The organism is Variovorax sp. RKNM96 (assembly GCF_017161115.1).
GTDB lineage: Bacteria > Pseudomonadota > Gammaproteobacteria > Burkholderiales > Burkholderiaceae_C > Variovorax.
On record NZ_CP046508.1, the window covers coordinates 6,715,412 to 6,736,012 of the forward strand.

The 20,601-nt window shown below is 67.9% G+C and carries 22 protein-coding genes; 15 read left to right on the plus strand and 7 right to left on the minus strand.

Annotation, left to right across the window (positions count from 1 at the left end):
- Positions 1–50: 50 nt before the first annotated feature.
- The gene (locus GNX71_RS31350) at positions 51–959 is read right to left on the minus strand and encodes a LysR substrate-binding domain-containing protein (RefSeq protein WP_206176006.1); all 909 of its coding nucleotides are present in this window, start codon (positions 957–959) and stop codon (positions 51–53) included.
- Between the two features lie 188 nt (positions 960–1,147).
- Here GNX71_RS31350 and GNX71_RS31355 point away from each other — a divergent pair, with 188 nt between their 5' ends.
- The 7 genes from GNX71_RS31355 (at position 1,148) to GNX71_RS31385 (ending at position 8,068) form a co-directional block, all read left to right on the plus strand.
- Positions 1,148–1,915: an ABC transporter permease subunit gene (locus GNX71_RS31355; protein WP_206176007.1), complete on the plus strand. Its 768-nt coding sequence runs from the start codon at positions 1,148–1,150 to the stop codon at positions 1,913–1,915.
- Positions 1,912–2,940, plus strand: a complete 1,029-nt coding sequence (locus GNX71_RS31360) for an ABC transporter ATP-binding protein (RefSeq protein WP_206176008.1) — start codon at positions 1,912–1,914, stop codon at positions 2,938–2,940. The genes GNX71_RS31355 and GNX71_RS31360 overlap by 4 nt, the downstream gene beginning before the upstream one ends.
- A gap of 26 nt (positions 2,941–2,966) precedes the next feature.
- A complete protein-coding gene (locus tag GNX71_RS31365; protein ID WP_206176009.1) occupies positions 2,967–4,043 on the plus strand; it encodes an extracellular solute-binding protein in 1,077 nt (358 codons plus the stop codon).
- 6 nt (positions 4,044–4,049) lie between these two features.
- A complete protein-coding gene (locus tag GNX71_RS31370) occupies positions 4,050–4,871 on the plus strand; it encodes an ABC transporter permease subunit (protein WP_206176010.1) in 822 nt (273 codons plus the stop codon).
- Positions 4,822–5,370, plus strand: a complete 549-nt coding sequence (locus GNX71_RS31375) for a TIGR00725 family protein (protein WP_206176011.1) — start codon at positions 4,822–4,824, stop codon at positions 5,368–5,370. Before GNX71_RS31370 ends, GNX71_RS31375 begins: the two co-directional genes overlap by 50 nt.
- 55 nt (positions 5,371–5,425) lie before the next feature.
- Positions 5,426–6,943: an AMP nucleosidase gene (locus GNX71_RS31380; protein ID WP_206176012.1), complete on the plus strand. Its 1,518-nt coding sequence runs from the start codon at positions 5,426–5,428 to the stop codon at positions 6,941–6,943.
- Between the two features lie 111 nt (positions 6,944–7,054).
- The gene (locus GNX71_RS31385) at positions 7,055–8,068 is read left to right on the plus strand and encodes a tripartite tricarboxylate transporter substrate-binding protein (protein WP_206176013.1); all 1,014 of its coding nucleotides are present in this window, start codon (positions 7,055–7,057) and stop codon (positions 8,066–8,068) included.
- Between the two features lie 10 nt (positions 8,069–8,078).
- On the opposite strand, the gene GNX71_RS31390 is transcribed toward GNX71_RS31385, so the two are convergent.
- Complete coding sequence (locus GNX71_RS31390; RefSeq protein WP_206176014.1) at positions 8,079–8,774, minus strand: helix-turn-helix transcriptional regulator; 696 nt, start codon at positions 8,772–8,774, stop codon at positions 8,079–8,081.
- Between the two features lie 83 nt (positions 8,775–8,857).
- On the opposite strand from GNX71_RS31390, the gene GNX71_RS31395 reads away from it, so the two are divergent.
- A complete protein-coding gene (locus GNX71_RS31395; RefSeq protein WP_241027098.1) occupies positions 8,858–10,033 on the plus strand; it encodes a cytochrome P450 in 1,176 nt (391 codons plus the stop codon).
- A gap of 5 nt (positions 10,034–10,038) precedes the next feature.
- Here the strand turns inward: GNX71_RS31395 and GNX71_RS31400 are convergent, their stop codons facing one another.
- A complete protein-coding gene (locus tag GNX71_RS31400) occupies positions 10,039–11,010 on the minus strand; it encodes a pyridoxamine 5'-phosphate oxidase family protein (protein WP_206176015.1) in 972 nt (323 codons plus the stop codon).
- Entirely contained in the window at positions 11,007–11,663 is a 657-nt protein-coding gene (locus GNX71_RS31405; RefSeq protein ID WP_206176016.1) for a glutathione S-transferase, read from the minus strand. Before GNX71_RS31405 ends, GNX71_RS31400 begins: the two co-directional genes overlap by 4 nt.
- A gap of 125 nt (positions 11,664–11,788) precedes the next feature.
- On the opposite strand from GNX71_RS31405, the gene GNX71_RS31410 reads away from it, so the two are divergent.
- Positions 11,789–12,679 (plus strand): LysR family transcriptional regulator, encoded by an 891-nt coding sequence (locus GNX71_RS31410; protein ID WP_206176017.1) that lies wholly within the window; start codon positions 11,789–11,791, stop codon positions 12,677–12,679.
- A gap of 16 nt (positions 12,680–12,695) precedes the next feature.
- Here GNX71_RS31410 and GNX71_RS31415 read toward each other — a convergent pair whose 3' ends face one another.
- Both GNX71_RS31415 and GNX71_RS31420 read right to left on the minus strand, forming a co-directional pair.
- Positions 12,696–13,376 carry a hypothetical protein gene (locus GNX71_RS31415; RefSeq protein WP_206176018.1) on the minus strand — a complete coding sequence of 227 codons (681 nt, stop codon included), beginning with the start codon at positions 13,374–13,376 and terminating at the stop codon, positions 12,696–12,698.
- Positions 13,373–14,215 (minus strand): hypothetical protein, encoded by an 843-nt coding sequence (locus GNX71_RS31420; RefSeq protein WP_206176019.1) that lies wholly within the window; start codon positions 14,213–14,215, stop codon positions 13,373–13,375. The genes GNX71_RS31415 and GNX71_RS31420 overlap by 4 nt, the downstream gene beginning before the upstream one ends.
- 148 nt (positions 14,216–14,363) lie before the next feature.
- Between GNX71_RS31420 and GNX71_RS31425 the strand changes: the two genes are divergently transcribed.
- The 6 genes from GNX71_RS31425 (at position 14,364) to GNX71_RS31450 (ending at position 19,711) form a co-directional block, all read left to right on the plus strand.
- Positions 14,364–15,305: an ATP-binding cassette domain-containing protein gene (locus tag GNX71_RS31425; protein ID WP_206176020.1), complete on the plus strand. Its 942-nt coding sequence runs from the start codon at positions 14,364–14,366 to the stop codon at positions 15,303–15,305.
- A 3-nt stretch (positions 15,306–15,308) separates the two neighbouring features.
- A complete protein-coding gene (locus tag GNX71_RS31430; RefSeq protein ID WP_206176021.1) occupies positions 15,309–16,148 on the plus strand; it encodes an ABC transporter permease in 840 nt (279 codons plus the stop codon).
- Between the two features lie 244 nt (positions 16,149–16,392).
- Positions 16,393–16,848 (plus strand): MarR family transcriptional regulator, encoded by a 456-nt coding sequence (locus tag GNX71_RS31435; RefSeq protein WP_206176022.1) that lies wholly within the window; start codon positions 16,393–16,395, stop codon positions 16,846–16,848.
- Positions 16,849–16,933: 85 nt separating this feature from the next.
- Positions 16,934–17,359: an organic hydroperoxide resistance protein gene (locus GNX71_RS31440; RefSeq protein ID WP_042581374.1), complete on the plus strand. Its 426-nt coding sequence runs from the start codon at positions 16,934–16,936 to the stop codon at positions 17,357–17,359.
- Between the two features lie 168 nt (positions 17,360–17,527).
- Entirely contained in the window at positions 17,528–18,643 is a 1,116-nt protein-coding gene (locus tag GNX71_RS31445) for a DUF2855 family protein (RefSeq protein WP_206176023.1), read from the plus strand.
- 33 nt (positions 18,644–18,676) lie between these two features.
- On the plus strand, positions 18,677–19,711 hold the full coding sequence (locus GNX71_RS31450) for a serine/threonine protein kinase (RefSeq protein WP_206176024.1): 1,035 nt from the start codon (positions 18,677–18,679) through the stop codon (positions 19,709–19,711).
- On the opposite strand, the gene GNX71_RS31455 is transcribed toward GNX71_RS31450, so the two are convergent.
- Positions 19,702–20,589 carry a LysR family transcriptional regulator gene (locus tag GNX71_RS31455; protein ID WP_206179792.1) on the minus strand — a complete coding sequence of 296 codons (888 nt, stop codon included), beginning with the start codon at positions 20,587–20,589 and terminating at the stop codon, positions 19,702–19,704. The two genes, GNX71_RS31450 and GNX71_RS31455, sit on opposite strands and share 10 nt — an antisense overlap.
- Positions 20,590–20,601: the final 12 nt, after the last annotated feature.

Genomic DNA, 20,601 nt, shown 5'->3' on the forward strand with positions numbered 1-20,601 from the left:
CGTTTCCTTGGTTGTTCGTTTGAGCGCAGAGGTTAGCCAAGCCCGTCGCTTCACGCTTCCGGCCCACGCGATTTCTGCCCTTCGTCCATCAGCCATTCGCGAAACGCCACGAAGGCCGGCAGGTCGAGCCGGTCCGGGCGATAGCAGAGGTAGTGCCCCTGGTCCACGCGCACCGGCGTGCCGCAGGGGCTCAGGAGCGAGCCTTCGGCCAGCTCTTCCTGCACCAGCAGTTTTGGCACCAGCCCGATGCCCAGGCCGTTGAGCGCCGCCTGGATCAGCGCCGAGTACTGCGCAAAGCGCGGCCCGGCCACCGTCTGCACCTCGGGCACGCCGTGCTGCGCGGCCCACTCGCGCCACGCGGTGGGCGCGCCTTCGTGATGCAGCAGCGTGTGACCCACGATATCGGCCGGCTGCGCGATGCGGTGGCGCCCCTCGACCAGCGCGCGCGCCACGATCAGCACGAACTCGCGCCCCGCGATGTATTCGGACACCACACCCGGCCAGCCGTCGGGGCCGTAGCGGATCGCGGCATCCACGCCCGCCGGAATGCCGTCGCTCGGCTCCAGGTGGCGGCTGAAGCTCAGCATCACATGGCGGCTCTTCTGGCTGAAGGCCGGCAGGCGCGGAATGAGCCACTTGGTGAGAAAGGTGGGCACGCTCGCGAGCGTGAGCAGGCCCGCGCCGGCATCGCCCGAGCGGGCCTCGAAGGTCGCGGTCTCGATGGCGCGCAGGCCGCCCGAAATCTTCTGCCAGTACACCCGCCCCTGCGGCGTGAGCTGCACGCCGCGGCCGTTCTTCTGCAGCAGCTCGCGGCCGAGAAAGGCCTCGAGCCCCGCGATCTGCTTGCTCACCGCGCTCACCGTGATGCACAGAGCGCTCGCCGCGAGCGTGATGCTCTGCTGGCGCGCCACCGCGTCGAAGGCCAGCAGCTCCTGGATGGTGGGGCAGTCGCGCTTCATGCCTGGCTCCGGTTGATGAAAGTTCTGTGAAAAACACTTTCCGATTGCTCAAGCATCGTCATCCAAGTTTCACCCATGGGGTTGCGTGTGCTTCCTAGAATTCGCTCGAACGCGGCAGCTCGCCGTGCGCAAAAGGTAGAGCATCCGGAAAGTATGCCGGTTGCGCAAGTCACACGGAGACCTTCACCTTGATTCGCGGCATCTCGCTCGTCTACGGCTTGTACCTGCTGCTGCCCATCGCATTGCTGCTCGTCGGCAGCTTCGGCGGCAACTGGACCAACACGCTGCTGCCCACGGGCATCACCGGGCAGTGGTATGTCGACCTGTGGCTGGACACCTCGTTCCGCAAGGCCTTCGTGAGCAGCCTCGTGGTGGCGATGAGCGCCTGCGCGATCAACACGCTGCTGGCGCTGCCGCTGGCCTATGCGCTGTACCACGGCGCGCGACGCGGCGGCAGCCTCGCGGCGCGCATCGTGAGCGCGACGCCCGTCGCGGTGCCGACGATCACGCTGGCCTTCGGCTACATGATCGTGTTCAACACCGACATCGCACCGTGGCTGGGCTCGATGCCTTTGCTGATTGCCGCGCACGCGATCCTCACGCTGCCCTACCTCACCAACACGCTGCTGACCGACCTGCGTCACCTGGACCTCGGCCGGCTCGAACAGGCGGCCGCCACGCTCGGCGCCTCGGGCTGGCAGCAGTTCACCGGCATCGTGCTGCCGAGCCTGCGGCAGAGCCTGATCAGCGGGCTGGTGATGGTGGCGGCGATTTCCGTGGGCGAGTTCGGGTTGTCGAACCTGCTCACGAGCTTCCAGAACCGCACCTACCCGGTGGTGCTGCTGCAGGCCTTCTACGGCGCGACGGGTTTTGCCTGCGCGGCGACCGTCATCCTTCTCGTGCTGGCGAGCGCGTCGGCCCTTCTCTCTTCCTCTTTGGTGAAGCAACGCGCATGAGCCTCCTCCTCGATAACGTCAGCTACAACTACCCCGGCAGCACGCACGGCCTGCACGATGTGTCGCTCGATGTGCGCACCGGCGAACTGGTGGCGGTGATCGGGCCGAGCGGCTCGGGCAAGTCAACGCTGCTCAAGCTGGTGTCGGGGCTGGAGACGGGGCACACCGGCCGCATCGCGCTCGATGGCGAAGACATGTCGCGCACGCCGGTGCACCAGCGCCACATCGGCATGGTGTTCCAGAGCTACGCGCTGTTCCCGCACCTGAGCGTGCTCGACAACGTGGCCTACGGGCTCAAGCTGCGCAAGGTGGGCACGGCCGAGCGCCGCCAGCGCGCGCAGGACCTGCTCGACATCGTCGGGCTCGGCGACTACGCCAGGCGCGCGGTCGCCCAGCTCTCGGGCGGCCAGCAGCAGCGCGTGGCGCTCGCCCGCGCGCTCGCCATCGACCCGCGCGCGTTGCTGCTCGACGAGCCGCTCTCGGCACTGGACGCCAGCGTGCGCGGGCATCTGCGCGACCAGATCCGCTCGATCCAGCAACGCTTCAACGCGACCACGCTGCTGGTCACGCACGACCAGGAAGAAGCGCTCGTGATGGCCGATCGCGTGGCGATGCTCAAGGACGGCCGGCTGCTGCAGATCGCCACGCCGCGCGCGATCTACGAGCAGCCCGCGAGCCGCGCGGTGGCGGAGTTCGTCGGGCTCTCGACGATCCTGCCCGCAAGGGTGGCGGCACCGGGCCGGCTCGACATGGGCTTTGCCGAACTCCTCGCCGAGACCGGCACCCGGCCCTACGGCACCGCGGTGCATGTGCTGGTGCGGCCCGAGCACATCCAGCCCGATCCGGCGCTCGACAGTGTGAACCGCCTGCCGGGCCGCACCGGCGCGCAGCGCTACCTGGGCGCGCTCACACGCTACGACTTCGAGGTGCCGGGTGCGGGCAAGCCGTTCCTCGCCGAGTCGGCCGTGCCAGCGGCCAAAGCCATCGCGATCGCGCCCGAGCACCTCCGCTTACTCGACCACTGAACCTTCCTGCCCTCCAAGGAGCCACCATGCAACGCAGACATCTGATCCAGGCCGCCGGCGCACTGCCCGTGCTGTCGCTGGCCCGCACCGCTTTCGCCTTCGACGGCCCCGAGCTCTACGCGGGCGAGAAGGCGCTCTACGCCGAGGCGCAGAAGGAAGGCCTGTGCGTCTCCTTCGACACCGGCCCCGAATGGGCCAACTGGAAATCGCTGTTCCGCGACTTCAAGAAGCGCTACCCCGAGATCGAGCTGACCTACAACGACATCGGCTCGGCCGCCACCGTGGTCGCGCTGGAGAAGACCAAGCGCCGCCCGCAGGCCGACACCGCTTACTACTTCGCCGCCTCCGCCGTCGATGCCGCGAAGAAGGATGTGGTCGCGCCCTTCAAGCCCGTCAACTTCGACAAGCTGCCACCGGTGTTTCGCGAGGCCGAGGGCCGCTGGTTCACCATCCACACGCTCAACATCGCGTTCCTGGTCAACAGGAAGCTGGTGAAGAACGTGCCCACCGGCTGGGCCGACCTGCTCAAGCCCGAGTTCAAGAACACGGTCGTGTACCTCGATCCGCGCTCCACCGGCATCGGCCAGGTGCTGACCTTCGCCGCGGCCTATGCCAACGGCGGCAGTGTCGACAACGTGCAGCCCGGCACCGACTACCTCGGCAAGCTGCACGCGGCCGGCAACGTGCTGCGCGTGGAAGGCACCACGCCGTATGCCAAGTTCCTCAAGGGCGAGATCCCGGTGTGGATCAGCTACGAGAACGATGGCCTCAAGGCCAAGCATGTCGACGGCATGGGCGATGCGGTCGAGGTCGTGATTCCCAAAGAGGCCAGCATGGCCGCGCCGTATGCAATCAGCCTGGTGAAGAACGGGCCGAACCCGAACGCCGGCAAGCTGTGGCTGAACTTCATCATGAGCGAGGCGGGCCAGACGCTGTTCGCGCAGGGCTTCGTGCGGCCTGCGGTGCCGGGCACGCCGCTCTCGGCCGACGTCGCCGCGAAGATGCCGCCGGCGCCGCAGATCCGCCCGCTCGACGTGGTGAAGGCCTCGGAGCGCAAGGCCGACGTGGACAAGCTCTGGGCGCAGGCCGCGCTGGGGAAATAAGCAGCCATGCGACGCTTCGGCGCCTGGCCCGCGTGGGCCTTCATGGCGCTCTTCTTCGCGGTGCCGCTCGCGGCGCTGCTGCCCGAGGCCTTTGCCGAGGGCGGCAGCGCCTTCGGGCGGCTGTTCGGCAATCCGCTCTTCCTGGGTGCGCTGCGCAACACACTGGGCCTCGGGCTCGCGGCGGGTGCGATCTCGGCGCTGGTGGGCACCTGCATCGCCATCGAGCTCGCGCGCCAGCCCGAGCATCGGCGCCAATGGATGATGACTTTGCTGGGCCTGCCGCTCGCGTTCTCGGGACTCGTGATCGCGTACGGCTTCATCCTGGCCTTCGGGCGCGCGGGCTTCGTGACGCAGTTGCTCGCGGGGCTGGGTGCGGACCCGGCCGTGATCGGCAGCTGGATCTACAGCGTCTCGGGCCTGGGCTTCGCCTATGCCTATTACCTGATTCCGCGCGTGGCGCTGTCCCTCTACCCCGTGTTCGCCAACCTCGACCTGCGCCCGGCGCAGGCGGCGCGCACGCTGGGTGCATCGAAGGCACGTGCGTTCTGGGACACGGTGGTGCCCGAGGTGATGCCCTCGGTGCTGTCGAACGCCTGCATGGTGGCCGCGATCGCGATGGGCACCTACGGCACGGCGCTGGCGCTGGTGGGCACGCAGCTCAACATCCTGCCGCTGATGCTGCTCGCGCAGGTGGGCGACGGCGGTTCCGATTTCGCGGTGCCAGCGGCCTTGTCGCTGGTGCTGATGGTGGTGTGTGTGATCGTGATGGGAGTGGGCGATGTCGTTACGCGAAGGCGCGAGCGCGGTGCTGTCGGCGCCGGTCACTGAGGCGCTGACGCGCCTTGCGCAAAAGCAATGGGGCCCGGCGCGGCATCGCCAGCCGGTGGCCATCCTCGGCCCGGGCGACGGCGGGCCGCTCGAGTGCGAGGCCGCGTACGCGGTGGCGCATGCGCTGGCCGGCGCGGGCATGGCGGTGGTCTGCGGCGGCCGCGGCGGCGTGATGGCCGCGGCCTCGCGCGGCGCCACCGAGGCCGGCGGCATCGCCGTGGGCATCCTGCCGGAGGACGACGACCGCAACGCCAACGAATGGCTCAGCGTGGCCATTCCCACCGGCATGGGCGAGATGCGCAACGCGATCGTCGCGCGCAGCGGCGTGTGCCTCGTCGCCATCGGCGGCAACATGGGCACGCTGTCGGAAATGGCGCTCGGACTCAAATGGGGCAAGCCGGTGTTCGTGATGCATGGGGATGTGGAACTGCCGGGGGCGGTGCTGGCGAGCGACGTGAACGACATGCTGGCGAAGGTGCTGGCCTGCCTCCTGGCCTGAGAAGGAGCACGTTCGGGAGACGACGGATGCCACGGCCGCATTGCACAATGCCGCCATGCCCTACATGCCCACATTCGTCGCCCCCGCCCGCTTCACCGACGCCGCCGCCGCACTCGACCAGGTCAAGGCCATCTACCAGGGCGGCCTGTCCCATCTGCGCGAGTCGATGCTGCGCTTCGTGGCTGGCGAGGCGCTGCCGGGCCGGGTGCGGGCCTGCTACCCCTTCGTGCGGGTGCACACGCACACCGTCTCGCGCCACACGCCGCCGGCCAATGCGGGCCTGAGCTACGGTTTTGTCGCCGGCCCGGGCCGCTACGAGACCACCCTGACGCGGCCCGACCTGTTCTCCCGCTACTACCTCGACCAGTTCCGCCTGCTGCTGGAGAACCACCAGGTCGAGCTCGAGGTGGGCACCAGCACGCAGCCGATTCCGATCCACTTCTCGTTCGCCGAGAACGACCACATCGAAGGCACGATGAGCGACGACCGCCGCGCACTGATGCGCGACGTGTTCGACCTGCCCGACCTGGGCGTGATGGACGACGGCATCGCCAACGGCACCTTCGAGGCGCGCGACGGCGAGGCGCAGCCGCTGTCGCTCTTCACGGCGGCGCGGGTCGATTACTCGCTGCACCGCCTGCGCCACTACACCGGCACTGCGCCCGAGTGGTTCCAGAACTTCGTGCTGTTCACCAACTACCAGTTCTACATCGACGAGTTCGTGCGCCTGGGCCACGAGGCGATGGCCGACGAGAACAGCGAATACATCGCCTTCATCGAGCCCGGCAACGTGATCACGCGCCGTCGCGGGCTCGATGCCGGCGCGAGCGAGACCTTCGGCCACCTGCTCGACGGCAGCCAGGGCACCGCGCCGCCGCGGCTGCCGCAGATGCCGGCCTACCACCTGGTGCGTGAGGACTACAGCGGCATCACGATGACCAACATCGGCGTCGGCCCGGCCAACGCCAAGACCATCACCGACCACATCGCGGTGCTGCGCCCGCACGCCTGGATGATGCTGGGCCACTGCGCGGGCCTGCGCAACACGCAGCAACTGGGCGACTACGTGCTGGCGCATGCCTATGTGCGCGAGGACCACGTGCTCGACGAGGAGCTGCCGCTGTGGGTGCCGATTCCGGCGCTGTCGGAGATCCAGCTCGCGCTCGAAAAAGCCGTGGCCGACATCACGCGCTACGAAGGTCCCGACCTCAAGAAGATCATGCGCACCGGCACCGTGGCCAGTACCGACAACCGCAACTGGGAGTTGCTGCCCGGCAACCAGCCGCAGCGCCGCTTCAGCCAGAGCCGCGCGGTGGCGCTCGACATGGAGAGCGCGACCATCGCGGCCAACGGCTTCCGCTTCCGCGTGCCCTACGGCACTTTGTTGTGCGTGAGCGACAAACCGTTGCACGGCGAGATCAAGCTGCCCGGCATGGCCAACCACTTCTACCGCGAGCGGGTGGAGCAGCACCTGCGCATCGGCATGCGGGCCATCGACATCCTTCGGGAAGAGGGTTCGACCCGGCTGCACAGCCGCAAGCTGCGCAGCTTCGCGGAGGTCGCTTTCCAGTAATAGTTGGCAGTTGGCTGGCGCCTTCAAGGGTTTTTACCTAGGCGTTTGTGCAGGTGGTTTGCACATTTCGCGGACATCATCCGGTTACTTTTGAGAACAACCGGAAACAAAATGGCTAAATCGTCACCTTCTGCCCTTTCTCGCCGCGATTTCAGCGCCTGGGTGGCGGGCGGCGTCGCCGCTGCCGGCGCCGGCCAGGCGGCACTGCTGTGGCCCCGGTCGGCCGGCGCGGCCGAGCCGCAGCTGGTGGCCAAGTTGCGCATCGTCATTCCCGCCAACGAAGGCGGCGGCTGGGACCAGACCGGCCGCGCGCTCGGCGCGGCGCTGCTGGCCTCGGGCGCGGCGGGCGACGTGGTCTACGAGAACATCGGCGGCAAGGGCGGCACCATCGGCCTTGCGAAATACGTCGAGAAATACGATGCCGATCCCGACACCCTGCTGATGAGCGGCATGGTGATGGTCGGCGCGGTGGCGCTGCAGAAGCCCGCGGTCACCATGGCGCAGGTCGCCCCGGTGGCGCGGCTCACCAGCGACTACGAAGTGGTGGCGGTGAAGGCCGATTCGCCCATCAAGACCCCCAAGGACCTGATCGCCGCGTTGCGCGCCGACGTGGCCAAGACCGTCATCGCCGGCGGCTCTGCCGGCGGCGTCGACCACATGTACGCCGGCATGCTGGCGCGCGTGGCCGGCAACACGGCGGGCCTGGTCTACCAGCCGTACCCCGGCGGCGCGCAGGTGGTGGAAGCGCTGGAAACCGGCAAGGCCGTGGCCGGCATCTCGGGCTACAGCGAATTCAGCGAGGCGCTGGCCGGCGGAAAGCTGCGCGCGATCGGCGTGTCGTCCAAGCGCCCGTTCCTGGGCATTCCGTCGGTGCGCGAACAGGGCGTGGACGCCGACCTCGCCAACTGGCGCGGCGTGCTCACCGGCAAGAAGGTGCCCGCCGAGCGCCGCGCCGTGCTGCTCGAAGCCGTGCGCCGCGCGACGGGTGCCGACATCTGGCAGAAGACCATCAAGCGCAACAACTGGGATGCTTACTGGATGGCCGGCAAGGACTTCGAGAGCTTCCTCGAGCTCGACCTGGCGATGGCCGGGCCGATGATCTATCTGCTCAAGCTGAAGGCCTGAGCGAGCGCCTTCAGGCGAACAGCTCCGGCATCTCGCGCTGCGCCTTGGGCGTGAGCGCGAGTTCGCGCCCGTCGAGTTCCTGCCGCACCCAGCCGCGGCGCAGCGACAGCTGCAACCACGCGGCCCCCAACGCGCCGCCCAGATGCGGACGACGCTCGCTCCAGTCCAGGCACGCGCAGGCAAAGCGCCGGCGCGAGCGGCGCACCGCATCGACTTCGACGCCCAGGCTTTCCAACGCGATCGCGCCCTCGGACGTGAGTTCGTACGAACCGCTCTGCAAACCACTGAGCCAGCCCTGCGCATGCAGCCGGTCGTGCAGCGCGACGCCAGCCGTGCCAGCCATGTGGTCGTAGCAGGTGCGCGCGGCGCGCAGGCGGCTCGGGGTGTTCGGCTTGAACTCGACCGTACGCGGAGCGCCCGCCACCACCATCAGGCTTTCGAGCGCGGCTGCGACGTTGTCGTCGGCCAAACGAAAGTAGCGGTGCTTGCCCTGCACGAGCACTTCGACCAGGCGCTCTTCCTTCAGGCGCGCGAGGTGCGCGCTCGCGGTGGAGGCGGCCACCTCGGCGACCGTGGCGAGTTCGGTCGCGGTGCGCGCGTGGCCGTCCATCAGGCAGTTGAGCATGCGGGCGCGCGCCGGCTCGGCGATGGCGCCCGCGAGACGGGCCAGTTGGAGATCGGCGCTGGAGGATGAAGTCGTGTCCATGCGCCGATCGTAAGACGCTGCCGCAATCGACACTTCGTTCGCGGGCGAAGTGTGGCGGCATCGCCGATTGCACACTGCGCGGCATGAACACAAGCCCCACTTCCTTCGCCGACTGCATGCCCGTCGACCCGGTCGCGGCCGTCACGCATGCCGATCCTTATCCCTTCTACGCCGAGCTGCGCGCGGGTCCGCCGCTCGTGTGGAACGAGAAGCTGCGCGTGTGGGTCGCGAGCCGTGCGGATGTCATCGAATCGGTCCTGCTCGCGCACGGCGCGCTGCGTGTGCGGCCTGCCGCCGAACCGGTGCCGCGCGCCATCGTGGGCAGTCCGGCCGGCGAGGTGTTCGGGCACCTGGTGCGCATGAACGATGGCGCTGCGCACCAGGCGCATCGACCCGCGCTGCAGCGCGCGCTGGCCGGGCTGGATCTGAATGCCGTGCACGAGGCGACCTTGCAGGTTGCGTGCAGTGTGCCGGTGGAGCCCTTGTCGGACGCGCTGTTCTCCATGCCCGTGCAGGCAGTCGCGCACCTGCTCGGTTTTGCGGATGAAGCACTGCCGCAGGTGGATCGCTGGATGCGCGACTTCGTGGCGTGCCTGTCGCCGCTGTCGACGACGGACCAGTTGCAGGCGGCGAGCGTTGCTGCGGGCGAACTGATGACACGTTTCGAGGTGCTGACCGCGAGCGCGCCACCTCGCAACGGAACACTGCTCGCGGCCGTGCTGGCCGAGAGCGATGCCGGCGCGCCGCTCTCGCGCTCCCTGCTCGCAAACATCGTCGGCTTGCTCTCGCAAACCTGCGACGCAACGGCGGGCCTGCTGGGCAACAGCCTCATCGCACTGACGCGCGAGCCTTCATTGCGCCAGGCCGCACGCACGCGCGACGGATTGCAGGCGGTGGTGGAAGAGACGGCGCGGCACGATCCCTCGGTCCACAACACGCGCCGCTTCGCGATCGAGCCCGTCACCATCGCGGGCACCTCGCTGGCAGCGGGCGATGCGGTGCTGCTGGTGCTGGCTGCCGCCAACCGCGACCCGGCTTTCAACCCCGACCCTGACCGCTTCAAGCTGATCCGCGAACGGCGCCGCATGCTCGGCTTCGGCCACGGCATGCACGCCTGCCCGGGCCAAGCGCTGGCCTGCACGCTGGCGGCCGCCGGGCTCGATGCGTTGCTGCGCCACCAGCCCGACCTCGACGCCCTGCAAGCGCGCGGCTGGCACTACCGTCCCTCGGCCAACGCGCGCATTCCCGTCTTTCACTGACGGGTTCAGCCGCGCGCGGTCGCCCAGTGCCCCGTGCCTGCCAGGTGCGGTGACAGTTGCGCATCGCCCCAACGCAGCGGCAGCGCGGCGGGCCGGCGCAACGCGTGCTCGACATGCAGGCGCAACAACCGTTCCGCGCCTTCGAATTCGGCCAGCTCGGGCCCATCCAGCACGATCTCCGCGGTCGCCGCCACATGCAGCAGATCACCGTTGTCGTAGTCGATGAACAGCAGCCCTGCGCGCGGGTGCGCCAGCAGGTTGCCGAGCGTGTTGAAGAAGCGGTTGCCGTTGAAGTCGGGCACCGTCAGCACGCCGCCTTCGTCGACACGCACGAAGCCGGGCCGGCCGCCGCGGTGCGACACGTCGACGCCGTGCGACCTGGCATCGGCTTCGTCGCCCGCCGCCACTTCGTCGGGGTAGGCCGTGGCGATGAACAGCGTGTCCGCGCTGCCGATGAGCCGCTGCGCTTCGAGGTCGAGCGTGTCGAGCCACTGCGCGGATGCGCTGTCCGTGCGCGTCGGCACGAACACCGGCTCGCGCGCCTGGATGTACCGCGGGCAATTGCCGAAGCTCTGCTGCACCTCAAGCATGAAGCCCGTGGCATCGAGCGATTCGACCGTGGCGTTCATGCGATTGCGCCGCCGCGTGTGCGGCTCGATGCCCAGCAAGCCGAGCGGTGCGCCCTGTGCGAGCTGGCCCGCGAGCGGATCGCCGGCCGCGGGCAGCGCATCGATGCGCAGGTGCGTCGCATCGGGCGAATGCGCAAAGCCCGCGGGCGCCGCGAGCACGCTGGCCCAGGGCTGCAGGTTCGCATCGAGGCTGCCGACCACGACGAACGGCAGTTGCGCGAAGAACGCCCGGTGCTGGTCGGGCATGTAGTCGCGGATCACGCGCGGCCCCGCCACCTCCATCTGCTCGCGCGAGCCGGCCTGCAGTTGCAGCGCGCGCTCCCCGGCATGAAAGGGCGCGGCGATCATGCGGCCGCCGCGAGTCCGACCGGCGTGCGCACCATCGGCACGAAACCGGGCAATGCCTCTACGCGGGCCAGCCATTCGCGCACGCGCGGGTAGCCGTCGAGCGCCACGCGGCCTTCTGGCGCATGCGCCACGTAGGCGTAATTCGAGATGTCGGCGAGCGTGGCTTCGGGGCCCGCGAGGAAAGGCTGTCGTTCCAGGTGGATCTCCATCACCGCGAGCAGTGCGTGCGAACGCGTCACCGTCTCGGTCGGGTCCACGGCCAGCCCGAACAGCGCCATCACGCGCGCAGCGGCTGGGCCATAGGCCAACGGACCGGCCGCCACCGAGAACCACCGCTGCACGCGCGCCGCACCCACCGCGTCCTGCGGCATCCAGCGCGACGGGTCGGCCGAATAGCGTGCGTTGAGATAGACCAGGATCGCGTTGGAATCGGCCAGCGTCACGTCGCCGTCCTCGATCACCGGCACCTGGCCGAAGGGATTGCGTGCCAGGAACTCGGGCGTGCGGTTGGCGCGCTGCTTCAGGTCGAGTTCGATCACCTCGAAGGGCAGGCCGAGCATCGAGAGAAACAGCCGCACGCGGTGCACATGGCCCGAGATGGCGCTGCCGTAGAGCTTGATGGGTTGCGCGGGGCGGGTGGCGATGGCGTTCATGGGAGGTCCTTTGGAATGGCGAAACGAGGGTCTAGGTGGCGTGATGCCGATTCTTCTCTCTTGCATCCAATGAATGAATAGCAATTTCTGTATTTGACTGCTGCGTTTTCCGGTTTAATTGCGGCATGGACCGCTTCAAAGCCATGCAGACCTTCGTTCAGATTGCCGAGCAAGGCAGCATGACCCGCGCAGCCGAATCGCTGGGCAGCTCGCTGCCCGCGGTGGTGCGTTCGCTCGCCGCGCTCGAGGCGCACCTGGGCGTGCGCCTGTTCCACCGCACCACGCGCCGCCTGTCGCTCACCGAGGAAGGCCGCCACTACCTGCCGAGAGCGCGCGAGGTGCTGCTCGCGGCCGATGCCGCCGACCGCGCGCTCAATGCCGAAGCGCGCGAGCCGGCGGGCCAGCTCACCATCACCGCCCCGGTGCTGTTCGGCCACATGTACGTGGCGCCGGCCATCACGCGATTCATGAAGCGCTACGACAAGGTGCGCTGCAGCGTGCTGCTGTACGACCGCGCGGTGAACCTGCTGGAGGAGAACATCGACGTCGGCATCCGCATCAGCCCGCTGGAAGACTCGTCGCTCGTCGCGCAGACGCTCGGCACCATCCGGCGCGTGGTGGCGGTGAGCCCCGACTACCTCGCGCGCCACGGCACGCCGCAGCATCCGCGCGACCTGAACGGCGCACCCTGCGTGCGCGGCCGCATCGACGCGCCGCCGCAATGGCAATTCCACGAAGGCGGCAAGACGATCAGCGTGACGCCGAGCAACCGCCTGGAGTTCAACCACCTCGCGCCCGCCGTCGAGGCCTGCGCGGCGGGCATGGGCTTCGGCACCTTCTTCTCGTACCAGGTGCTGCCCTACGTGGCGCAGGGGCGCCTGCAGATCGTGCTCGAGGACTTCGAGCCGCCGCCGCGGCCGGTGAGCGTGATCTATCCGACTGCGCGGCTGCTGCCGGCCCGCACGCGGGCTTTCATCGACTGGATGAAGACGGAGTTCAGCGGCTTGCGGATGTAGCCGCTGGATGTAGCCGCTATGGCGCGGGTGCGGGCAGGGGCTTGCCCTCGCACAGCGCCGCGGCATCGGTCGCCATGCTGCGCACCGCCTCTTCCATGCCGAGGTTCAGCACCGACATGAACTCGCCGTTGCCGCTGGCCCAGTTGGTGCGCGTGCCCATGCCGTTATAGAGGCGCGTGGCCATCTCGCCACCGGGCAGCCGATAGTTCACCTTCAGCACCACGTGCGAGACGAGGTTGAGCCCCGCGGACCACGCATGGGCGAGGCGCAACGCGACCACAGCCGAGACCTGCCGGGCGCCGGTGGCGGCCGCGGACGCGCCGACGATGGGCTGGAACCCATAGCGCCTGGTCGACAGCAACGCATCGCGCGTCCACATGCCCGCATCGCCGCTGCGCAGCGACTCCACCGTTCTCGGCGTGGCATGCAACGTCGGCATCATCAACGTGAGGTTGCCGGCGTACACTTGGTTGTTGCGGGCGTCTTCGATCGCCGGCAGGTAGAGCTTGCAGCCCTGCGGCGCGCGAAGGGTTTCAACGGGCGGGCCATTGGGGCGCTGCTCCTGCTCGGGCGCCTGCTGGTAGACCATGTCGAGCGGTTCGCTCTCGGTGACCGCCCACGCAAAGCCGGGCATGGCGCAGAGGGCGAGCAAGGTAGCCGCTGCCAGGCCGGTGCGAAGTTGCGAGGGTTGCTTCATGGTGCCGCCGTCCGGACCGAATACATCGCGTTGTCCTGGTCGCGAAATGCGACGCGGCCGGGCTGCTCGTCGAAGCCCTGCCCGCCCAGCGTCAGCCAGGTGCCGTTGACGTTGAACCGCACGGTGCGGACCGCGCCGGAACGCGCACCGGCCAAGTCCAGTCCCACCACATGCAGCGTCTGCTTGATCGAATCGCGCATCACGGCCTTGAGCTGCTGCCCGTCGTTGGCAGCCAGCCGGCGGACGACGGTGGCGCGCGTTCCGCCGCTCACCGGCGACTGGTAGATCGTGGCGGAGCGGTACGAGGGTTCGCTATTGCCAGCTTGCCAGAGCAGCGCCGTGGTGCGCGTGGTGAAGGCGCCCAGCCCGGGCTCGAGCTCGTACTGCAGCAACAGCACCACGTAGGCGGGGCCGGTCTTCGTGGCGGCGATGCGGGCGGCCTGCTCGGCTTTCGCCGGCATGCCCGCAAGCACCTGCGACGAGGCGATCTTCATCGGGAACGCGCTGGGCGTGTTCAGCATCTCGCCGATGGCGAGGCCGGCCTCGACGCGGTAGTCGTAGTCGAGCAGCGGGCCGACGATGGCGCCCACTTCCGCGCTCATTTCCTTCTGCCGCGACTGCTGCACCGACGAATCGATCAGCGCGCCGATGAGGCCACCACCGGTGGCGGCGCTCACACCGGGCGCCTGCGCGGAGAACATGAAGCTCTCCTGCGCGACGACCACGCGAAGGTCGACCTCCTGCACCTTCGTGCGGTCCGCCGCCGCGAGCGGCCGGTGGAATGGGGCGCATGCACCAAGCAGTAAAACGACTGACAGCGCAAACAGAAAACGCAGCATCTTCGGCTCTTCTCTCGCGGTATTCGACTGGGCGTCGATTGTGCCGGGTGTTGCGTGGATCACCCACCGCCTGTCCATCGTTTGGCGCCGCTTGTCCATCGGTTGAAGCGATGGCGGCGTCTGCCAGGGTCTGCGTCAGAATGACTGCGTGCTTTCTTCTTCCTCCACCCCTCCCCTCTTCCACGCCAGCCACCTGCGCAAGCGCTACGGCGACACCACGGTCGTGGACGACCTGTCGTTCGAGATCGCGCCCGGCGAATGCCTCGGCGTGATCGGCCCCAACGGCGCGGGCAAGACCACCACCATCCGCATGTGCCTGGGCCTCACCGCGCCGGACGGCGGCGAGATCTCGGCGCTGGGCCTACAGATGCCGCGCGATGCGCTGGCCATCAAGGCGCAGCTGGGCGTGGTCACGCAGTTCGACACGCTCGACCCCGACTTCAGCTGCGCCGAGAACCTCGTGGTGTACGGCCGCTACTTCGGCTTCAGCAAGGCGCAGGTGCGCGCGCGCGTGCCGCAGTTGCTGGAGTTCGCCGCGCTCTCGCACAAGGCGGATGCGAAGCCGGGGGAACTCTCGGGCGGCATGCGCCGTCGGCTCTCGTTGGCGCGCGCGCTGGTGAACGACCCGAAGCTGCTGCTGCTCGACGAGCCGACCACCGGGCTCGATCCGCAGGCGCGCCACCTGATGTGGGAACGGCTGCAGGTTTTATTGCAGCAGGGCAAGTCGATCCTGTTGACCACGCACTTCATGGACGAGGCCGAGCGCCTCTGCTCGCGCCTGCTGGTGCTCGACCACGGCCGCAAGATCGCCGAAGGCAAGCCGCGCGACCTGATCGCCGAGCACCTGGAGCCCGACGTGGTCGAGGTGTACGGCAACGGTGCGCTGTCGCTGGCCGAATCGCCCGAACTCAAGGCGATGGCGGCGCGCGTCGAAGTGAGCGGGGAGACGGTGTTCTTCTACACGCAGGACGCACGGCGGCTGCTCGATGCGCTGACGCAGCATGCGGGCCTGCGCACCTTCCATCGCCCTGCGAATCTCGAAGACCTTTTCCTGAAGCTCACCGGGCGGCAGATCCGCGAGGACGGCTAGACCATGAACACGACGACTGCAACGACAACGACGAACACCGCGCCGCCCCCGCCCTCCGTGTGGCGCGCACCCGAGATCTCGCTGCGCTGGTGGCCCGTGTTCCTTCGCAACCTGCTGGTGTGGCGCAAGCTCGCGATCCCGAGCCTCATCGGCAACATCGCCGAGCCGCTGATCTGGCTCGTGGCCTTCGGCTACGGCATGGGCGCGCTGGTGGGACAGGTGGCGGTGGACGGCGTGAAGGTGCCCTACATCCTGTTTCTCGCGAGCGGTTCGATCTGCATGAGCGCGATGAATGCGGCGAGCTTCGAGGCGCTGTACTCGGCGTTCTCGCGCATGCATGTGCAGAAGACCTGGGACGGCATCATGAATGCGCCCGTGGGCCTGGACGACATCGTGATGGCCGAGATGCTGTGGGCCGCGTTCAAGTCGATCTTCACCGTCACGGCGATCCTGTTCGTGATGCTCGGGCTGGGCATCAGCCACAGCCCGAAGTTGTTCATCGCATGGCTGGTGCTGATCGGCGCGGGCGTCACCTTCTCGTCGATCGCGCTGATCTTCAACGCGCTCGCCAAGGGCTACGACTTCTTCACCTACTACTTCACGCTGTTCATGACACCGATGATGTTCCTGAGCGGCGTGTTCTTTCCGCTGGAGCAACTGCCCTCGACGGTGAAGGCGGTGGCCGCATGGCTGCCGCTGACCAATGCGGTGGCGCTGGTGCGGCCGCTCTTCATGGACCAGTGGCCGGCCGACTGGTGGCTGCATGCGGGCGTGCTGGCGGTGTATGCGGTCGTGGCGTTCTGGATCGCGCTGGCGCTGACGCGCAAGCGGTTCAAGGCCTGAGAAGGCGTGAACGAATCCGCCATGCCCGCTCATCCCACCCAGACACACCCGCTCGGCGTTGCAAATGCTCGCCATAGCCCGAGCTATGGCTGCGCTTTGCGCCTTGATTGGGCACGCCTGGGCGGGCTGCTCGGGCACGCCGAATTCATTCACACCTTCTGAAGACTCGCGGCTGAAGGTATCCCGAAACGGATGCTTTCAAATTACATTGCACACAATTCAATTGCTCGATAGAATTCAGGCCATGCGCTCCACCACCGTCTCCGCCGACGAAATGCTCAAGCTGGACAACCAGCTCTGTTTCGCCGTGTATTCCGCCTCGCTGGCGATGACCCGGCTCTACAAGCCGGTGCTGGAAAAGCTGCAGCTCACCTATCCCCAATACCTCGTCATGCTCGCCCTCTGGGAGCAGGACGGCCCCATGGTCTCCGAGCTCGGCGAACGCCTCTCGCTCGATTCCGGCACGCTCACCCCGCTGCTCAAGCGGCTCGAAGCCAACGGCTATGTGGCCCGGGTGCGCGACGTGGCCGACGAACGCCGCGTGCACATCACGCTCACCGCCGCCGGCCGCAAGTTGAAGGCCCGCGCCGCCAGCGTTCCCGGCTGCCTCATGGCGGCCACCGAATGCTCTGTGCCCGAACTCATCGCGCTCACCCAGCAGATCCAGACCCTGCGCGACCGCATCAAGAAGGCGGCCTGACGGACAACGTTTTTCTCCCCGCTTCGATCGAACAACGAGAGAAGCTTTTTCACCCACCCCTCCCTCCATCATCAAAGGAATCACCATGACCACCAAGCTCGACAAAGTGCTCTACACCGCAGAAGCCCACACCGTCGGCGGCCGTGACGGCGCAGGCAAGTCCAGCGACGGCGCGATCGACGTCAAGCTCAGCTCGCCCGGTTCGGGCAAGCCCGGCACCAACCCCGAGCAGCTGTTCGCGGTCGGCTATGCCGCCTGCTTCATCGGTGCGATGAAGGCCGTCGGCCCGAAGATCAGCGTGAAGGTGCCCGACGACGTCGCCATCGACTCGAAGGTTTCCCTCGGCCCGACGAATGGCGGTGCTGCCTATGGCATCTCGGTGCAACTCGCGATCACCCTGCCCGGCCTCGATGCCGAACAGAAGCAGAAGCTGGTCGACACCGCTCACCAGGTCTGCCCGTACTCGAACGCAACGCGCGGCAACATCGACGTTGAACTTGTGATCGTCTGATTTCGCCATCAGCGAAGTAACAAGGCGCCCCGGCCACAAGCCGGGGCGCTTTTTTCATGGCCGTCGTTGTCTCACGGGTGACGCGGAAAGGGACAACGCGATAGCGCCTTTCATCAAGCTTGGCTAACGTGGCCGCACGCCCTTCAACGCACCGTGGAGATCGACCCCATGAGCACCACCAGTTTCCTGATCCGCAAGGACAGCCTTCCCACCACGCGCCTGCACACTGCCACCGACCAGCCATTGGCCGACGGCCAGGTGCGCGTGCGCATCGACAGCTTTGCGCTCACCTCGAACAACATCACCTACGCCGCCTTCGGCGATGCAATGAGCTACTGGCAGTTCTTTCCCTCCGAGGAAGAGGGCTGGGGCAGCATCCCCGTGTGGGGTTTCGCGAGCATGGTGCAGTCGCTGCACCCGGGCGTGGCAGTGGGTGAACGGCTCTACGGCTACTGGCCGATGGCAACGAGCGCGGTGCTGAGCCCCGACCGGCTCTCTCCCGGGCGCTTCACCGATGCGGCAGCGCACCGCGCCGAGTTGCCCGCGGTCTACAACCAGTACTTCCGCTGCAACGCCGACCCGCTCTACACCACCGACACCGAAGACCTGCAGGCGCTGCTGCGCCCGCTGTTCATCACCTCGTGGCTGATCGACGACTTCATGGCCGACAACGACTTCTTCGGCGCCACGACCATGCTGCTGTCGAGCGCATCGAGCAAGACGGCCTACGGCACCGCCTTTCAACTGCACCAGCGCAAAGGCATCGAGGTGATCGGCCTGACCTCGCCTGGCAACGTGGCCTTCTGCGAAAGCCTGGGCTGCTACCACCGCGTGGTGACCTACGACGCGCTCGACAGCATCGCGGCCGACACACCGACGGTGTACATCGACTTCGCCGGCAACGGCGGGCTGCGCAACGCCATCCACGATCGCTTCGCGAACCTCAAGTACAGCTGCTCGATCGGTGGCACGCATGTGGAGCAGCTCGCATTCAAGGGCGCGGGCAAGAGCCTGTCGGGCCCACGCGCCACGCTGTTCTTCGCGCCCGCGCAGATCAAGAAGCGCACCGCCGAATGGGGCGCGGAGGAATTCGGCCGGCGCATGGTGGCCGCCTGGCGCAATTTCCTCGCCACGGTGACCAACGCGAGCAACCCCTGGCTGCACGCCGAACAGCACCGCGGCGGCGAGGCCGTGCAGGCCGCCTATGCGCAGGTGCTGGCCGGCAAGGGCGATCCGCGCACGGGCCATATCCTTTCGCTTTACAAACAACCCGGCGGGCTGTGACGCGGCCGCTGCGGGGGTAGCGACAATCGCTGCATGACCCCTTCCCCCGCAGCGCCCGCCAATACCCATCCCTACGAGAGCCTCACGCCCGACGTGGTGCTCGACGCGCTCGCGACGCTCGGCCTGCACGGCGACGGCCGGCTCACCGGCCTGAACTCCTATGAAAACCGGGTCTACCAGGTGTTCCTGGAAGACCGCAGCGCCGTGGTGGTCAAGTTCTACCGCCCCGAGCGCTGGACCGAAGCCGAGATCCTCGAAGAGCACGGCTTCTCGCTCGAACTGGCCGCGGCCGAAGTGCCCGCGGTGCCGCCACTGGTGTTCGACGGCAAGACCCTGCACCACCACGCGGGCTTCGCGTTCAGCGTGAGCCCCTACCGCGGCGGCCGCGCGCCCGAACTCGACAACTTCGAGGTGCTCGAATGGGTCGGCCGGTTCCTGGCGCGCATCCACACCGTGGGCAGCGCCAAGCCCTTCGAGGCTCGTCCCGCGCTCGACCTGCAGACCTTCGGCCTCGACTCGCGCGACTGGCTGCTGGAGAACGACAAGATCCCGCTTGACATGCAGCGCGACTGGGAAAAGCTCTGCAACGAGGCGCTGGACATGGTCCGCGCAACCGCCCTCGCGCTGCAGCCGCCGGCCTCCGACTTCAAGCCCCGGAAGCTGCGCCTGCACGGCGACGTGCACCCCGGCAACATCCTGTGGACGCCCACCGACCGCCCCGGCGGCGGCCCGCACTTCGTCGACCTGGATGACGCGCGCACCGGCTTTGCGGTTCAAGACCTGTGGATGCTGCTGTCGGGCGACCGCGCGCAGCGCACCTCGCAGCTGTCGGGCCTGCTCGACGGCTACGAGCAGTTCCGTGAATTCGATCGCCGCGAACTGGCGCTGATCGAGCCGCTGCGCACGCTGCGGCTCATCCACTACAGCGCGTGGCTCGCGCGCCGCTGGGAAGACCCGATCTTCCCGATCAACTTCCCGTGGTTCGGCTCGAGCGACTACTGGAAGGGGCAGATCCTCGTGCTGGAAGACCAGTGCGAGCAGATGGCCGAAGAACCTCTCTACGCCTGAGCCGCGGTTTCAGCGACACCCTGCAGCAGCCGCTCGATGAGCACATTGGGCGGCCCTGCGCGCCACACGCCATAGGCTTCTGACTGCGCCACCGGCCGATCGAGCGGCCGGAACACCGCGCCACGGAGGGCCGAATTTCGCATCGCCTGCGGCACCAGCGCCACGCCCATACCTTGCGACACCAAGGACACGACGGCGAGCCAATGGCGCACCTCATGCCGCACCTCGGGCAGGAAGCCCGCATCGGCGCAGATCGACAGGATGCGCTCGTGATAGTCGGGTGAGGCCTCGCGCGAGAACAGCACGAAGGGTTGGTCGCGCAGGTCGGCCGGGGCCAGCACCTTCTTGCGCGCGAGCGGGTGCCCTGCGGGCAGACAACACACGAAGGGCTCGGACAGCAGCAAGCGGTGATGCAGCTCGGGTGGCATGCGGCTCGTATGAACGAAGCCGAGGTCGAGCCGGTCGTGCAGCAGTTCCGCGATCTGCACGCCCGAGTTGAGTTCGTTCAGCGTGATGCGCACCGCCGGGTGCTTCGCCTGGAATGCGCGCAGTGCTGGCGGCAATCCGCGATAGAGCATCGCACCGACAAAGCCGATGCGCAGCCGGCCCGCCGAACCGCTCGCCACATCGCGCGCTTCAGTCGCCGCCTCTTCCGCTTGCTGCAGCAATCGCCGCGCCGAAATGCGCAACGCCTCGCCCGCGTGCGTGAGCCGCACCTCCTTGCTGTTGCGCTCGAACAGCCGCGCGCCCACCGATTCCTCGAGCTGCCGGATCGCGACCGACAGCGGCGGCTGCGAGATCGACAGGCGCCGCGCCGCGCGCCCGAAGTGCAGCTCTTCGGCCAGCACGGAGAAATAGCGCAGGTGACGCAGTTCCATGAATAGGCAAAT

Bases quoted from the DNA above. Each gene is read 5' to 3' on its own strand.
- GNX71_RS31380 (WP_206176012.1), top strand. From the start codon at position 5,426: ATGCCCTACATGCCCACATTCGTCGCCCCCGCCCGCTTCACCGACGCC.
- GNX71_RS31350 (WP_206176006.1), bottom strand. From the start codon at position 959: ATGAAGCGCGACTGCCCCACCATCCAGGAGCTGCTGGCCTTCGACGCG.
- GNX71_RS31455 (WP_206179792.1), bottom strand. From the start codon at position 20,589: ATGGAACTGCGTCACCTGCGCTATTTCTCCGTGCTGGCCGAAGAGCTG.
- GNX71_RS31405 (WP_206176016.1), bottom strand. From the start codon at position 11,663: ATGAACGCCATCGCCACCCGCCCCGCGCAACCCATCAAGCTCTACGGC.
- GNX71_RS31390 (WP_206176014.1), bottom strand. From the start codon at position 8,774: ATGGACACGACTTCATCCTCCAGCGCCGATCTCCAACTGGCCCGTCTC.
- GNX71_RS31385 (WP_206176013.1), top strand. From the start codon at position 7,055: ATGGCTAAATCGTCACCTTCTGCCCTTTCTCGCCGCGATTTCAGCGCC.
- GNX71_RS31400 (WP_206176015.1), bottom strand. From the start codon at position 11,010: ATGATCGCCGCGCCCTTTCATGCCGGGGAGCGCGCGCTGCAACTGCAG.
- GNX71_RS31435 (WP_206176022.1), top strand. From the start codon at position 16,393: ATGCGCTCCACCACCGTCTCCGCCGACGAAATGCTCAAGCTGGACAAC.
- GNX71_RS31430 (WP_206176021.1), top strand. From the start codon at position 15,309: ATGAACACGACGACTGCAACGACAACGACGAACACCGCGCCGCCCCCG.
- GNX71_RS31395 (WP_241027098.1), top strand. From the start codon at position 8,858: ATGAACACAAGCCCCACTTCCTTCGCCGACTGCATGCCCGTCGACCCG.
- GNX71_RS31450 (WP_206176024.1), top strand. From the start codon at position 18,677: ATGACCCCTTCCCCCGCAGCGCCCGCCAATACCCATCCCTACGAGAGC.
- GNX71_RS31360 (WP_206176008.1), top strand. From the start codon at position 1,912: ATGAGCCTCCTCCTCGATAACGTCAGCTACAACTACCCCGGCAGCACG.
- GNX71_RS31365 (WP_206176009.1), top strand. From the start codon at position 2,967: ATGCAACGCAGACATCTGATCCAGGCCGCCGGCGCACTGCCCGTGCTG.
- GNX71_RS31415 (WP_206176018.1), bottom strand. From the start codon at position 13,376: ATGAAGCAACCCTCGCAACTTCGCACCGGCCTGGCAGCGGCTACCTTG.
- GNX71_RS31445 (WP_206176023.1), top strand. From the start codon at position 17,528: ATGAGCACCACCAGTTTCCTGATCCGCAAGGACAGCCTTCCCACCACG.
- GNX71_RS31375 (WP_206176011.1), top strand. From the start codon at position 4,822: ATGTCGTTACGCGAAGGCGCGAGCGCGGTGCTGTCGGCGCCGGTCACT.
- GNX71_RS31410 (WP_206176017.1), top strand. From the start codon at position 11,789: ATGGACCGCTTCAAAGCCATGCAGACCTTCGTTCAGATTGCCGAGCAA.
- GNX71_RS31440 (WP_042581374.1), top strand. From the start codon at position 16,934: ATGACCACCAAGCTCGACAAAGTGCTCTACACCGCAGAAGCCCACACC.
- GNX71_RS31370 (WP_206176010.1), top strand. From the start codon at position 4,050: ATGCGACGCTTCGGCGCCTGGCCCGCGTGGGCCTTCATGGCGCTCTTC.
- GNX71_RS31420 (WP_206176019.1), bottom strand. From the start codon at position 14,215: ATGCTGCGTTTTCTGTTTGCGCTGTCAGTCGTTTTACTGCTTGGTGCA.